This is a genomic window from Flagellimonas lutimaris, from assembly GCF_051494225.1.
Taxonomy (GTDB): Bacteria; Bacteroidota; Bacteroidia; order Flavobacteriales; family Flavobacteriaceae; genus Flagellimonas; species Flagellimonas lutimaris_A.
Map to the genome: position 1 here is coordinate 520,621 of NZ_JBNPYE010000002.1, position 14,296 is coordinate 534,916.

The 14,296-nt window shown below is 40.6% G+C and carries 14 protein-coding genes; 5 read left to right on the plus strand and 9 right to left on the minus strand.

The features are described from left to right. Positions 1–34: 34 nt before the first annotated feature. From truB to ACQQ5U_RS07575, 4 genes are all read right to left on the minus strand, one after another. The gene (gene truB, locus ACQQ5U_RS07560; RefSeq protein ID WP_437396449.1) at positions 35–739 is read right to left on the minus strand and encodes a tRNA pseudouridine(55) synthase TruB; all 705 of its coding nucleotides are present in this window, start codon (positions 737–739) and stop codon (positions 35–37) included. 391 nt (positions 740–1,130) lie between these two features. Then, entirely contained in the window at positions 1,131–1,925 is a 795-nt protein-coding gene (locus ACQQ5U_RS07565) for an undecaprenyl-diphosphate phosphatase (protein ID WP_437396450.1), read from the minus strand. Between the two features lies 1 nt (position 1,926). Further along, positions 1,927–2,193, minus strand: coding sequence for a DUF3098 domain-containing protein (locus tag ACQQ5U_RS07570; RefSeq protein ID WP_437396451.1), 267 nt, complete (start codon positions 2,191–2,193; stop codon positions 1,927–1,929). Between the two features lie 9 nt (positions 2,194–2,202). After that, a complete protein-coding gene (locus ACQQ5U_RS07575) occupies positions 2,203–3,081 on the minus strand; it encodes a cell division protein FtsX (RefSeq protein ID WP_437396453.1) in 879 nt (292 codons plus the stop codon). Positions 3,082–3,170: 89 nt separating this feature from the next. Between ACQQ5U_RS07575 and ACQQ5U_RS07580 the strand changes: the two genes are divergently transcribed. From ACQQ5U_RS07580 to ACQQ5U_RS07590, 3 genes are all read left to right on the plus strand, one after another. Continuing rightward, the gene (locus tag ACQQ5U_RS07580; RefSeq protein WP_437396455.1) at positions 3,171–6,200 is read left to right on the plus strand and encodes a leucine--tRNA ligase; all 3,030 of its coding nucleotides are present in this window, start codon (positions 3,171–3,173) and stop codon (positions 6,198–6,200) included. Between the two features lie 286 nt (positions 6,201–6,486). After that, on the plus strand, positions 6,487–7,587 hold the full coding sequence (gene ald / locus ACQQ5U_RS07585) for an alanine dehydrogenase (RefSeq protein ID WP_437396457.1): 1,101 nt from the start codon (positions 6,487–6,489) through the stop codon (positions 7,585–7,587). A gap of 97 nt (positions 7,588–7,684) precedes the next feature. Beyond that, positions 7,685–8,386, plus strand: a complete 702-nt coding sequence (locus ACQQ5U_RS07590) for a zinc metallopeptidase (RefSeq protein WP_437396459.1) — start codon at positions 7,685–7,687, stop codon at positions 8,384–8,386. A gap of 72 nt (positions 8,387–8,458) precedes the next feature. Here the strand turns inward: ACQQ5U_RS07590 and ACQQ5U_RS07595 are convergent, their stop codons facing one another. The 4 genes from ACQQ5U_RS07595 to ACQQ5U_RS07610 form a co-directional block, all read right to left on the minus strand. Next, entirely contained in the window at positions 8,459–8,977 is a 519-nt protein-coding gene (locus tag ACQQ5U_RS07595) for a ferritin (protein ID WP_437396460.1), read from the minus strand. A gap of 108 nt (positions 8,978–9,085) precedes the next feature. Then, the gene (locus tag ACQQ5U_RS07600; protein ID WP_437396461.1) at positions 9,086–9,406 is read right to left on the minus strand and encodes a hypothetical protein; all 321 of its coding nucleotides are present in this window, start codon (positions 9,404–9,406) and stop codon (positions 9,086–9,088) included. Positions 9,407–9,445: 39 nt separating this feature from the next. Further along, positions 9,446–9,916, minus strand: a complete 471-nt coding sequence (locus ACQQ5U_RS07605; protein ID WP_437396463.1) for an Lrp/AsnC ligand binding domain-containing protein — start codon at positions 9,914–9,916, stop codon at positions 9,446–9,448. A 47-nt stretch (positions 9,917–9,963) separates the two neighbouring features. After that, positions 9,964–11,337, minus strand: a complete 1,374-nt coding sequence (locus ACQQ5U_RS07610) for a saccharopine dehydrogenase family protein (protein ID WP_437396464.1) — start codon at positions 11,335–11,337, stop codon at positions 9,964–9,966. A gap of 79 nt (positions 11,338–11,416) precedes the next feature. Between ACQQ5U_RS07610 and ACQQ5U_RS07615 the strand changes: the two genes are divergently transcribed. Then, positions 11,417–11,809: a DUF423 domain-containing protein gene (locus tag ACQQ5U_RS07615; RefSeq protein WP_437396465.1), complete on the plus strand. Its 393-nt coding sequence runs from the start codon at positions 11,417–11,419 to the stop codon at positions 11,807–11,809. 64 nt (positions 11,810–11,873) lie between these two features. Further along, positions 11,874–13,490, plus strand: a complete 1,617-nt coding sequence (gene pckA, locus ACQQ5U_RS07620) for a phosphoenolpyruvate carboxykinase (ATP) (protein WP_437396466.1) — start codon at positions 11,874–11,876, stop codon at positions 13,488–13,490. Between the two features lie 56 nt (positions 13,491–13,546). On the opposite strand, the gene ACQQ5U_RS07625 is transcribed toward pckA, so the two are convergent. After that, positions 13,547–14,290, minus strand: coding sequence for a uroporphyrinogen-III synthase (locus ACQQ5U_RS07625; protein WP_437396467.1), 744 nt, complete (start codon positions 14,288–14,290; stop codon positions 13,547–13,549). Positions 14,291–14,296 lie beyond the last annotated feature (6 nt).

Consider the following 14,296-nt stretch of genomic DNA (forward strand, 5'->3'; position numbering starts at 1 on the left):
CGCTTTTTTTAAAAAATATTTTATGCCAACCATTCTAGGTTGAGCTCTCAACACCTAAGTTTTCCCTAAAAACAATGGGTGTGGTAGCATTATCTACGTTGAAATGCCCTATTTTGGTTCTTCTAAGCTTGGATAAGTGGGCCCCAGAGCCCACAGCCTTTCCAAAATCATGTGCTAAGGAACGTATATAGGTCCCTTTGCTGCAGACGACCCGAAAGTCCACTTCGGGGAGGGAAATTCGGGTAATCTCAAACTCAAGGATTTCTATTTTACGTGATTTTATTTCTACTTGTTTGCCTTCACGGGCAAGTTCGTACAGTCGTTTGCCATCTTTTTTTAATGCTGAAAAGATGGGTGGTACTTGGTCAATCTCGCCCAAGAATTCTTTGGTAGCTTCTTTGATAGATGTGTCCGTAATATGGTCTGTTGGAAAGGTCTCATTCACTTCGGTCTCCAAATCATAAGATGGTGTAGTGGCACCCAAGGTGAAAGTTCCAGTGTATTCTTTAACCTGACCTTGCAGCTCTGGGATTTTTTTGGTGAATTTCCCTGTGCAGATAATCAATAGTCCCGTGGCCAAGGGGTCCAAGGTGCCTGCATGACCAATTTTTATCTTTTTAAGGCTGAATTTTTTTCGAATGGCCCATTTTAGGGCATTCACCGCTTGGAAAGAACTCCATTCCAGCGGTTTATCGATCAATAAAATTTGACCGTTTAAAAAATCCTCTTTGGTGTTCAAAACTAAAAGATTATTAATGATAAAAATAGAAGTATTGGTGGTCCGATCAGATATATTGATGTTAAAATATAGATATGGAAAACTTTTTTAGAATATGTAGCTTCTAAATTGTTTGGATACTTTTTCATCATACTTTTCTTAAAAAAATAATCGAACAATAAAACCAATGTGCTGATTGCAATAATCAATTCCCATTTGTAAGTACGTAGAGGAAGATTATATTGAAAAAAAGCATCCACGATATACACCAATAGAAAAAATAAGTAGACTACACTTAAGGTTAAGACAAATGTTGTTAGGCGCGTGGATTTTTCAATCAATTTGGTATGCGTTAGCTCCTTGTTATTTTTCTTTGCTAATGTATAGTAGTTGATGAAAAGTTTCTCGAAAATCATCCCCAAATGCTCCACGCAAGAGCGATAAGCCCTACAACTAAACAGTAAATGGCAAAATAGCTAAGCTTGCTTTGGCGTACCAGTTTTATCATCCAAGTACAGGCAGCCAAACCGGCAATAAAAGCAGCTACAAATCCTGCTCCCATAGCTATGGCTTGGTCACCGTGAAAGGAGATTTCACCACCCATCAAATCTTTGGCGACTTTTCCCAAAATCAATGGGACCACCATCAAAAAAGAAAAACGGGCCGATTTTGTTTTATCTACTCCCAAAAGAACGGCGGCTGAAATTGTCGCTCCACTTCGTGATATTCCTGGCAGAATAGCCACGGCCTGGGCCATCCCAATGGCAAAGGCGCTTCGAAACGATACCACTTTGTCTGTGGTTTTGGCAAGGTCTGCCAAGTACAATAAAAAAGCAGTGATTATAAGCATAATGCCAACAATCACGATGGCACCATCAAAAAACACCTCAATGAAATCATTCAAAAAAAGTCCGACCAATGCGGCAGGAATCATGGAAATGATAATTTTTAAAGAAAATTGGGTTTCTTCATTCCATTTAAATTGAAAAAGCCCCTTAAAAATATCAAATACATCTTTTCTGAAGACCACCAAAGTGCTTAACGCAGTGGCAAAGTGTAAAATTACCGTGAACAAAAGACTTTCTTCAGGAACGGCCTGCGCTCCCAAAATGGCTTTTCCTAATTCTAAGTGACCGCTGGAGGAAACAGGTAAAAATTCGGTCAATCCTTGAATGATTCCAAGGATGATAGCATCGATTAATTCCAAATTATTCCTTGTTTTTCTTGTGAGGATTCAACAAAATGGCATACACTTGAATGCCAAGGCCAATAAGAATCAATGTAGGCGCGAGGCGAATTCTTCTAAAGTTATATATCTCGGGATTGAATACTTCGGGGTCGTCACTTCCACCACCGCTCATCAAAATAAACCCAAGGACTATAAAGGCAATACCTATAAACAGAAAGAGATAGTTTTTCTTTTGGAAAACAAACTCTTTGGTAGGCTTTTGACCGTTGTTGTTTTTCTTGCTCATGTCGCAAAGTTAATAATAAAGATCATCCGTTCTCAGGTTTAAAAAGCGTTGCGTGGCAAAATGGGTGCTGGCCCATGAAATAATTACGCCTAAACCAAATACTCCAACGAACAATATGATTAGTACAATATAATCTTGTAATAAATTTAACTCAGGGAAATTTTTGTCAATATAATATACCAAAACACCCAACCCGATCAAGGCGACAAAAGCTCCTGCCATCCCCAATTTAATATTCGTCCAGATGAATGGTCTTCGAATAAACGTTTTCGTTGCCCCAACCATTTGCATGGTCTTGATGATAAATCGTTTGGAATAAATGGAAAGGCGAATGGAACTGTTGATCAGCAAAACAGCAATTACAGTAAAAACGCCACTGGCCACTAATATCCATAGGCTAATTTTTCGCGCATTATTGTTGAGCAGGGAAATCAAGGGTTTATCGTAACTCACTTCATCAACATAGGCTTTGGCTGCGAGTTCCTCTGCAATCTCATCAATCTGTTGGGAGGATACGAAATCAGCTTTCAAATTCACATCAATGGAATTTTTTAATGGATTGTAGCCCAAAAACTCTTCAAAATTTTCACCAATATCCTCGCTGTATTGCTCTGCTGCATCTTCCTTGGAAATATATACGGCAGATTTGGTATACTCCGCTAGCGTTAAACTTTTTTGCAGTTGATCTATTTCCACAGGTTTGGCATTGTCCTTTAAAAACACCGAAATCGTGATCTGCTCCTTAAAGTGATCCGCCAATTTTTTGGTATTGAGCACCAAAAGGCCCAAAACACCCAAAAGAAACAGGACCAGGGCAATGCTCAAAGCCACGGAAAAGTAAGAGGAAATCAGTTTTCGTCGCTGATATCGTTCAATATATTGGCTCATATGGTAGAATCAGTACGTAAAAATAGAAAAGTAAATTGTATTTAGGGGATTAAACCTATTTTTGCACACGAAATTGAACAAGATTAACAATGAATTACGATTTCCGCGAAATTGAAGCCAAATGGCAGAAGTATTGGGCAGAAAATGAAACTTTTAAGGCATCCAACGATTCCGAAAAACCTAAATTTTATGCATTGTCGATGTTCCCTTACCCATCAGGGGCGGGGTTGCACGTAGGGCACCCGCTGGGGTATATTGCCACGGACATCTATTCGCGTTACAAAAGACATAAAGGATTCAATGTGTTGCACCCCATGGGTTACGATTCCTTTGGGTTACCGGCGGAACAGTATGCGATTCAAACAGGGCAGCATCCGGCCATCACTACGGAAAATAACATTAACAGATACCGTGAGCAGTTAGATCAGCTCGGTTTTTCTTTTGATTGGAGCCGCGAGGTGCGTACCTCCAACCCGCAATATTATAAATGGACGCAATGGGTCTTTATTCAATTGTTCAATGCGTGGTACAACAAGAAATCCGACAAAGCAGAAAACATTTCCAGTTTGATTTCCATTTTTGAAAAAGAAGGAAATGCCAATGTCGAAGCAACTTGTGATGATGATACCCCAAGCTTTGATGCAGCAACTTGGAATGGGTATTCCGATAAGGAAAAGCAAGAAATCCTTTTAAAATACAGATTGACCTATTTGGCGGATACCGAAGTCAACTGGTGTCCCGCCTTGGGAACCGTTTTGGCCAACGATGAAATCGTGAACGGAGTTTCCGAACGTGGCGGTCACCCCGTGGTGCGTAAAAAAATGACGCAATGGAGTATGCGCATTACTGCGTATGCCCAGCGTTTGTTGGACGGATTGGATAAAATTGATTGGCCACAACCTTTAAAGGATTCCCAGACCAACTGGATCGGACGTTCCGTGGGTGCATCGGTTACTTTTAATGTATTGGACGCTGAGCGCAGTCGAAGCGACCAAGATGGGGTCTCGGGCGACGATATCACTTCGAGCGCAGTCGAGAAGCCTTATGAGATAGAAGTCTTCACCACTCGCCCCGACACCATTTTCGGGGTAAGTTTTATGACCTTGGCCCCAGAGCACGAGTTGGTGGCCAAAATCACTACGCCAGAACAAAAAGCTGAAGTAGATGCTTACGTGGAAGCTACGGCAAAACGTTCCGAGCGTGACCGTATGGCCGATGTGAAAACCATTTCGGGGGTGTTCACGGGCGCATATGCAGAGCATCCGTTCACCAAAGAGCCCATTCCAATTTGGATTGGCGACTACGTGTTGGCCAGTTACGGAACGGGAGCGGTTATGGCCGTGCCCTGCGGCGACCAACGTGATTACGATTTTGCAAAACATTACAATATAGACATCCCCAATATTTTTGAAGGGGTAGATATTTCCAAAGAGGCCTTTGCTGACAAGGAAACAACGGTAATTGCCAATTCTGATTTTCTAAACGGATTGCCGTATAAAAAGGCGATGAAGAAAATCATTGTAGAGTTGGAAAAGATCGGGCACGGCGAAGGCAAAGTGAACTACCGTTTGCGCGATGCCGTATTTAGCCGTCAGCGATATTGGGGCGAGCCCTTCCCCGTGTATTATGTGGATGGTATGCCGCAGATGATCGATGTGGAGCATTTGCCTTTGCAATTGCCCGAAGTGGAAAAATACCTCCCTACCGAAACAGGCGAACCACCATTGGGCAACGCTACGGAATGGGCCTGGGACACCGATAAAAATGAAGTTGTTTCCAATGATTTGATTGATCACAAGACCATTTTTCCTTTGGAATTGAACACGATGCCCGGTTGGGCGGGAAGTTCCCAATACTTTAATAGGTATATGGATCCACGGAATGACGACGCTATTTTCTCCCCCGAAGCCATCAACTATTGGCAAGATGTGGACTTATATATAGGAGGTAGCGAACACGCTACGGGCCACTTGTTGTATTCCCGTTTTTGGCAGAAGTTTATGTTTGATATGGGGTATGTGCCCAAAGACGAGTTTGCCAAAAAGTTGATCAACCAAGGGATGATTACGGGGACTAGTGCGTTTGTATACTTTACTTATTACTCAATCTTGGAAAAAGGGGGTACAGGAAATATACTTGTTGACAAGAAATTCATTTTTATCTCCAAAGAACTTTATTATAAATCCTTAAACGAAAGTAATGATGAATTGACTCGTCTTGTTAAGTCTGATATCGATTCAGAATTATTGAAAAAAATTGAAAAGGATGAATTAATATTGATAACTCCATTAAATTCTGTTCATGCTGATGTTTCTTTGGTAAATGCATCGGATGAATTGGATGTGGAAGCCTTCAAAAAATGGCAACCGGAATATAAGGATGCAGAGTTTATACTTGAAGATGGAAAATATATTGTAGGCCGTGAAGTTGAAAAAATGTCCAAATCCAAATACAATGTCGTCAACCCCGATGCCATTTGTGAGGAGTACGGGGCAGATTCGTTGCGTTTGTACGAAATGTTCTTGGGTCCCTTGGAGCAGTCCAAACCTTGGAACACGGCGGGAATCACGGGCGTGCATTCCTTCCTAAAGAAACTTTGGAAGTTGTATGCACCATATACAAATGGCTCGCTGAGCGGAGCCGAAGCGGAACCCACTGCTGAAAATCTAAAAACCCTGCACAAGACCATCAAAAAAGTGGAGGAGGATATCGAGAATTTCTCGTTCAACACCTCGGTGTCCACCTTTATGATCTGCGTCAACGAATTGACATCCCAAAAATGTACCAGCAAGGCCATTTTGGAACCTTTGGCCATTTTGGTGTCGCCTTATGCACCTCACATTGCCGAGGAGCTTTGGAGTCGTTTGGGTCATTCAGAGTCCATTGCCGAAGCACCCTTCCCCAAGTTTGAGGAAAAACATTTGGTGGAAAGCAGCAAGGAATATCCAATATCCTTTAATGGTAAAATGCGCTTCAAATTGGAGTTGCCTTTAGATATGAGTAAGGATGAAATCGAGGCAGCCGTTTTGGCCCATGAAAAAACACAGGCCCAATTGGAAGGCAGAACACCTAAAAAGGTGATTGTGGTGCCTGGAAAGATTGTAAATATCGTAGGATAGTCCCAAAATAGGATTATTAGAAGAATTATTTAAGAATTTTATAGTAATACCCCCTAAAAAGCATGCCAATCGGCATGCTTTTTTATTATTATGCATATATACCCTTTAAAAATTAGGGGTATTATTTATAAAACGTGTTTAAAAATAATTTGACCCCATAAAAATAAGGGTATAAATGTTAAAATATGGTTATTTTGGCGTAACACCCCTGTTTTTTGTCGAGTATTTGTGTTTTTATTTGATTTTTTTATTCAACTTTGGCCCATCAACTATATAAAACAACATTATGACTGTTGGGATACCTAAAGAAATCAAAAACAATGAGAGCCGGGTGGGCATGACGCCCTCTGGTGTATTTGAATTGGTAAAGAACAACCACACTGTATATGTGCAATCCGGCGCAGGTGAGGGAAGTGGTTTTTTTAATCAGGATTACCAACGGGCAGGGGCCACTATTTTGGACACTATTGGTCAGGTGTATGTCATGAGCGATATGATCGTAAAGGTAAAGGAGCCCATTGCAGAAGAATATAATTTGATTCAAGAAGGGCAAATTGTCTTTACCTATTTTCATTTTGCCTCAAGTGAGGCGTTGACCAAGGCCATGATCAAGAGCAAAGCTATCTGTATTGCCTACGAAACGGTGGAGGATGAAGATGGAACCTTGCCTTTGTTGACGCCAATGTCCGAAGTGGCGGGTAGAATGGCCATTCAGCAAGGAGCTAAATATCTGGAGAAGCCTGTAAAAGGGAAAGGAGTGCTTTTAGGCGGAGTTCCCGGAGTGTCCCCAGGACGTGTTTTGGTGCTCGGAGCGGGTACGGTGGGTATTCAGGCTGCTAAAATGGCAGCAGGATTGGGGGCCCAAGTAACCATTTTGGATGTGAACATGAAACGTCTCAGATATGTGAATGACATTATGCCAAGTCATGTAGTAACCGGTTTTTCGAATGAGTTCAATATCAGAAATCATATTAAAACAAACGATTTAATTATCGGTGGTGTCCTTTTAAAAGGAGCAAAAGCCCCTAACTTGATTACAAGGGATATGCTCAAGGACATGCATCCAGGAACCGTTATAGTGGATGTAGCGGTGGATCAAGGTGGATGTGTGGAAACCACCAAACCAACGACCCATGAGGATCCCATTTATATTATTGATGATGTGGTCCATTACTGTGTAGCCAATATGCCAGGGGCAGTGCCTTATACTTCTACAGTTGCCTTGACGAATGTAACACTGCCCTATGTGCTAAAATTGGCCAATATGGGATGGAGAAGTGCCTGTAAATTGGATAAATCTTTGGAAAAAGGATTGAACGTGGTCGAAGGTGAGATAGTGTACAAAGAAATTGCTGAAACTTTTAAGCTAGAGCCAGTATTGGTTTAAAACACTAACATTTTGACAGTTAAAGTGCCCTGCCATTATTTGGCGGGGTTTTTGCTTTTATATGGTATATTTATATTCAATTAAACGAGTTTAGGCTATGATGACATATTATATATTGATTGGTGGAATTGCGCTGATCAGCTGGATGGTGAGCAACCAATTGAAGAGCAAGTTCAAAAAATATTCAAAGGTTCATTTGCGTAATGGCATGAGTGGTGCTGAGATTGCTCAGAAAATGCTTGACGACCATGGGATTCGGGATGTTAAGGTAATTTCGACTCCTGGGATGCTAACGGACCATTATAATCCTAAAAATAAAACGGTTAACCTTAGTGAAGGCGTATATAACCAACGTAATGCTTCCGCAGCAGCGGTTGCTGCCCACGAATGTGGACACGCCGTTCAGCATGCTCAGGCTTATGAGTGGTTGACGATGCGTTCCAAGTTGGTTCCTGTGGTAAGTGTTACCTCTGGAATGTCCACTTGGGTGGTATTTGGAGGTATTATGTTGATGGCGGCCACTGGTGTAGCAGGTGGTATAGGTTTTTATATCGCGGTAGCCGGATTGATCATGATGGGCTTTGCCACTTTATTCAGTTTTATAACCTTACCTGTGGAATACGATGCCAGTAAAAGGGCATTGGTATGGTTAAAACAGAAAAATATGGTGACCCAAGAAGAGTATTCTGGTGCTGAAGATGCCTTGAAATGGGCAGCAAGAACCTATTTGGTAGCGGCCTTAGGTGCTTTGGCATCCTTGCTTTATTGGGCATTACAGATTTTTGGAGGAAGAGATTAAAAGTAAATTGCAAAGCAATTCAATAAAAAAGGGGCCTTTTGGCCCCTTTTCTTATGTCCAGTATAATACGAGTTAATCAATCCAATTGGCAACTTGGTTATCGATCATTTGCAGCCCAACACCTTCGGTGCCGGTTACCTCGATCATATCCAAAATATCCCTGATTGTATTTTCTTCTTCAACCTGTTCCATCACAAACCAATCCAAGAATCGTTCAGCAGTGATATCTCCAAGTTCACGGGTTTTGTTTACAATGTTATGAATGGATTTGGTCACTTTGATCTCATGTTCCAAGGTAGATTCAAAAACATCTACAATGGATGAATAATCATGATTAATATTGGTAACCTCCGGTGAAATTGGGTTGCCGCCAGTGTCAATCAAAAAGTTGAAAATCTTCATCATGTGCTCGCGTTCCTCTTCGGTTTGTTTAAAGAAAAACTTGGCGCTAGTAAAAAAGCCATTTTGCTCACACCAAGAGGCCATGGCCAAATAGAGCGCTGAAGCGTGGGCTTCCATTTTTATTTGTGCGTTGAGCATATCCATGGATTCCACTTTTATGCTCATGCTTTGTCTTGCTATATCTTTCATACTATATATGGCTATTGTGATTGTCTATAAAGTTACAGAATTTTATCTGTATAGTATAGCTTAGGGCCTTATTTAAAAGGTAACTAAGACTGGATTAAAATTGTTGTACTAGTAAGTTTGCAACGCTCTGTTTACGGAGAGCCCGATTGCAACAAAACTTTCATCGATGAGGTTTTTCAAATCCAAAATCTCCAAAGTGTTAAGGATAAAGAGGTGCTCTTTGTTGCAAAGCATCAAAACTTCAAAGCCGTGAGCGTTCAAATCACTATCAAAATGCGCCTCAATGTTTATGCTCATCACCTTATGCCGAAGTGAGAGTAACTGGCATAAGGACATACGTACTGTCTTTTGACCGAAATCAAAATAAAAACAGCGTTCGTTGGAAGCTTGATACAAGGTGTAATATGCAGACTGAAATATTACATTCATGGGGACAAATGTAATATTTATTTAGATTGAATACAAATATCAAATTCGTATTTGTCGATCAATTTGTTGATCTAATGAGATAAAGGTTTCTGTGCGGGAGACCCCTTCTATTTGCTGTATTTTTTTGTTGAGCACTTGCATTAAGTGTTCGTTGTCCCTGCACAACACTTTAATAAGTATGGACCAGTTTCCCGTTGTATAATGACATTCCAATACTTCGGGAATTTCCTCCAATTGTTTTACTGCCCTTGGATTAGTCATGGCTTTGTCCAAATAAATTCCAATGTAGGCCATAGTGGAATAGCCCAAAACCTTTGGGTTTATAACGAATTTAGAGCCAGCGATTAGTCCTGAGCTCTCCAGTTTGCGTAGTCTCTGGTGAATGGCGGCTCCCGAAATCCCAATATTTCTAGCGATTTCAAGAATGGGTTTACGAGCATCCTCCATAAGGTACCTTAGGATTTTCTTGTCAATACCATCAATCTTCACTGAATTGTTATTGTTTTTCACAACTTCGATTTTAATTTGAAGCTAAAGATATTGAAAATAAAAAAGTACTAACTGGCGACAGAATCTGGGTTGTATCCTAAATAAGGTGTTTTGTATTCTTTAAATTGAATGCCGCTGGCTTGTAGCTCCGTTAGAATGGGTTTGTATACTTCTTTGTTAATTGGAATTTGAACACCTGGAGTTTTAATCTCACCATTCAATATTTTGAGCGTCGCGATTGCCACGGGAAGACCCACGGTTTTAGACATGGCGGTGTACCTTCGGTTTTCACCAGTCACTACCATATTTGCATCAATTTGTTTCTTTTCCCCATTTAATTCGTAACCAAACTTGTGGTACATCACGATCATGTCCTTTTCGTTCTCTTTTAAAGTCCAACTATCTTCAAGGATATATTGGAGCATTTGTGCTGGGGATGCATTTTTCAGCGGAATTTTCTTGGAGTCATCAAAAAGGTTTAACTCCAGTAATTTTCCCCACATAATGTCATCTTGATCAATTTTAAGGTAATGTCTCATTTTTAGTTCTACGGAATCGGTAGGGGAATAAGGGAGAAACAGATTGACAAATTCTCGATATGACATTCCTTCGGAATTTTCGATGCTATAGCTGTCGTCTGTCATCCCAAGAATCACAAACATTTGCCATGCTTTCGAAAAGCCGACCCTTCGCATGGTTCCTCTAAACAAAGTCAGGGCATCCTGCAAACCATAAGCTTCACGGTATTTTAAGGAATCCCGATTCGCGTACGCTTCAAAGGTACCGTAACCCTCAATATCCATAAACTCGGTTCTTCTAAATAACTTTTGATATGGGATGTATTTGTAGGTTCCTTCCTGAATGAATTTGGCAGCACCTCCCTGACCGGCCAGGACCACATTTCTTGGGTTCCAAGTAAACTTATAGTGCCATAGATCGGTATCGCTCTCGGGAGCCACTAATCCACCCGTAAAGGATTCGAACAACAACATTTTTCCACCTGCGTCTCGGATTCTATCAATAACCTCCATCGCGCTCATATGGTCGATACCTGGATCCAGGCCTATTTCGTTCATAAAAACGAGACCTTTCTTCTTTACTTCTTCATCCAAGGCCTTTAACTCGTCGCTCACATATGAAGCTGTAATGAAGTGTTTTTCAAATTCAATACAATCATGGGCAACATTGATGTGCAAACGTGCCGGTAGCATTGAAACCACGATGGAGGCTTCCGAAACTGCCTTTTTTCTTTCGGCTTCGTTGAATATATCCAAAGGGAAAACGGTACAATTTGGGTGTTCGGCAAATTCATCGGGAATATTCTCTGGATGGATATCACCAATCTTGAGATGAATATTTTCTTCGTTTGTTTTTTTTAAGAAATAATCTAGAAGGTATGAGGTTGATTTACCTGCTCCAACAACTAAAATAGTACGGACCATGTGTTTTGTTTACTTTTGAATTGAACGGTCACTAAGGTATTAAAATGTTATATTTTTAAAAAAATAGCAAATAAAAGTTATGAACAGAACAATTTTATTGGTTGGAACTGCAATGGGAATGCTGGCAATTATTTTAGGCGCTTTCGCAGCCCATGGACTGGAAAAATTAGTAGATGCCGAGGCAATCGATACTTTTGAAACTGGTGTAAAGTATCAGATGTACCATGCCCTTTTTCTTTTGTTTTTGGGAATATGGTCCGGTTTGCCCGTAAAGCCAAAAAAAATTGTTTTTTCCCTAATACTTTTGGGTGTTGTTTTGTTCTCTTTTTCTATTTACTTGTTGGCTTTGAACAGTTTAACCTCTTTTGATTTTAAAATTATAGGATTTTTAACACCTATTGGTGGTGTTTTGATGATCATGGGGTGGATTTATTTGGGATATCACATTTTAACCCAGAAAGCACTCAATTAAGCTGGTTTTAAAAGGACAAAAAGCTAATATTTTCTAGTTTTGTACCAACAATTAAAACAAAACTATGAAGGATTCTGCTTCAGTTACGAAATCGATTTCGTTAAAATCGTATGGGATAAACCATGATAATGTGAATTATCAACTTTCTCCGGACGAACTTCATGACACCACCATTGAGTTAGGAATGGGTAAAGAAGCCTCTTCGGGAGCTTTGGCTGTCAATACAGGTGAGTTTACGGGGCGCTCACCAATGGACCGCTTTATTGTTAAGGACGATATTACTTCTGATAAAGTTTGGTGGGGAGATATCAACATTCCTTTCGATAGTGAAAAATTTGATAAGCTCTACGACAAGGTTATCGCCTATCTCAATGAAAAGGAATTGTTCGTAAGAGATTCTTATGCATGTGCCGACCCAGAATACAAAATGAACATAAGGGTAATCAATGAATATCCTTGGTCCAATATGTTCGCATACAATATGTTCCTTCGTCCCACAGAGGACGAACTCGAGGATTTTGACCCAGAATGGACAGTGGTCAATGCGCCTGGGTTCATGGCAGACCCAAACTTAGATGGAACTCGTCAACACAATTTTGCCATTCTCAACTTTAGCAGAAAAATTGCTCTTATCGGTGGAACGGGATATACTGGGGAGATAAAGAAGGGGATCTTCTCTGCACTTAATTTTATCCTTCCTGTGTATAAGAATACCCTGCCCATGCATTGCTCCGCCAATGTCGGAGAATCTGACGACACGGCTATTTTCTTTGGATTGTCCGGTACCGGAAAGACTACCTTATCTACAGACCCCAACAGAAAGTTGATTGGAGATGATGAGCATGGCTGGACCCCCAATAATACCGTATTTAATTTTGAAGGAGGCTGCTACGCCAAAGTAATAGACTTGTCCCAAGAAAAGGAGCCAGAAATTTATGGGGCCATAAAAAAGGGTGCCATACTGGAAAATGTGGTTATGGATGAAAATGGAGTAGTGGATTTTTTGGATACTTCCATTACCCAAAATACTAGGGTCAGTTATCCCATCCATCATATAGAAAACATACAACAACCATCCATCGGGAAAAATGTAAAGAACATCTTTTTCCTTACCGCTGATGCTTTTGGAGTGCTTCCTCCTATCTCCAAACTTACTCCCGCACAAGCTGCCTACCACTTTATTTCTGGCTATACGGCAAAGGTTGCAGGAACGGAAGCTGGTGTGGTGGAGCCACAGCCGTCATTCTCAGCCTGTTTTGGAGCACCCTTTATGCCTTTGCACCCAACTAAGTATGCGGAGATGTTGAGTAGAAAAATGAAGGAATCCGGTGTCGATGTTTGGTTAGTGAACACTGGATGGACCGGAGGACCCTACGGAGTGGGAACAAGAATGAAACTGAAATATACTCGTGCGATGATCAGTGCTGCTCTAAGTGGAGAACTTGGACTTTACAATTATGAGAAGTACCATATCCATTCTGTTTTTGGAGTGGCACAACCAAGGGAATGTCCAGGTGTTCCAACAAAGGTACTAAGCCCAAGGGCAACATGGAACAACGATGAGGCCTATTATAAAACAGCCTTTAAACTGACCAATGCTTTTAGGGAAAACTTTAAAAAGTTTGAATCCTATGCCAGTGAGGAAATTCGAAGAGGAGGACCACAGCGGTATGCTTTCTAAAAATAAAAAAGCCCCGATTATCGGGGCTTTTTTTATTTCTTAATCCAGGTTGTTTTTTATTTATTGACGCTGGTAATGTATTTCTGTAATGCCATGGTCATGGAAGGAGTTTCGGGCGTTGGCGCTTGTATGTCTATCCTAAGTCCGGCACTTGTTGCAGCTTTGACGGTACTGTTGCCGAAAACTGCTATTCTAGTATCGTTTTGTTCAAAATCCGGGAAGTTCTTCATAAGGGATTCGATGCCTGAAGGGCTAAAGAAAACCAAAATATCATAGTAAACATTTCTAAGGTCCGAAAGGTCACTGATCACTGTTTTGTAGAAGATACCACGGGTCCAATTCACACCTATACCGTCCAGCAATTCTGGAACAGCAGGTTTTAAAGAGTCAGAAGAAGGTAATAAGAACTTTTCGTCCTTATATTTTTTGATAAGAGGTATCAACTCGTTAAAAGTCCTTTTTCCAACATAAATCTTTCTTTTTCTGTATACCACATATTTCTGTAAATAATAGGCAACAGCTTCAGATTGACAAAAATATTTCATGGAATCAGGAACTTTGAAGCGCATTTCATCGGCAATCCTAAAAAAGTGATCCACAGAATTTCTACTTGTCAGGATTATTGCCGTAAAATTGTTCAAGTCGATTTTTTGTTGCCTAACGTTTTTGGCTTCAACACCTTCAACGTGAATGAAAGGAACAAAATCTACTTTAACTTTTTCTTTTTCAATTAATCTTGAGTAGGGTGAGTTTTCGACTTTGGGTTCTGGTTGGGAAACCAAAATTGTTTTTACTTTCATAAGTTA

Coding starts and splice junctions, on each gene's coding strand:
- pckA (WP_437396466.1), top strand. CDS start 11,874: ATGAAGGATTCTGCTTCAGTTACGAAATCGATTTCGTTAAAATCGTAT.
- ACQQ5U_RS07625 (WP_437396467.1), bottom strand. CDS start 14,290: ATGAAAGTAAAAACAATTTTGGTTTCCCAACCAGAACCCAAAGTCGAA.
- ACQQ5U_RS07590 (WP_437396459.1), top strand. CDS start 7,685: ATGATGACATATTATATATTGATTGGTGGAATTGCGCTGATCAGCTGG.
- ACQQ5U_RS07615 (WP_437396465.1), top strand. CDS start 11,417: ATGAACAGAACAATTTTATTGGTTGGAACTGCAATGGGAATGCTGGCA.
- ACQQ5U_RS07575 (WP_437396453.1), bottom strand. CDS start 3,081: ATGAGCCAATATATTGAACGATATCAGCGACGAAAACTGATTTCCTCT.
- ACQQ5U_RS07580 (WP_437396455.1), top strand. CDS start 3,171: ATGAATTACGATTTCCGCGAAATTGAAGCCAAATGGCAGAAGTATTGG.
- ACQQ5U_RS07595 (WP_437396460.1), bottom strand. CDS start 8,977: ATGAAAGATATAGCAAGACAAAGCATGAGCATAAAAGTGGAATCCATG.
- ACQQ5U_RS07600 (WP_437396461.1), bottom strand. CDS start 9,406: ATGAATGTAATATTTCAGTCTGCATATTACACCTTGTATCAAGCTTCC.
- ACQQ5U_RS07570 (WP_437396451.1), bottom strand. CDS start 2,193: ATGAGCAAGAAAAACAACAACGGTCAAAAGCCTACCAAAGAGTTTGTT.
- ald (WP_437396457.1), top strand. CDS start 6,487: ATGACTGTTGGGATACCTAAAGAAATCAAAAACAATGAGAGCCGGGTG.
- ACQQ5U_RS07610 (WP_437396464.1), bottom strand. CDS start 11,337: ATGGTCCGTACTATTTTAGTTGTTGGAGCAGGTAAATCAACCTCATAC.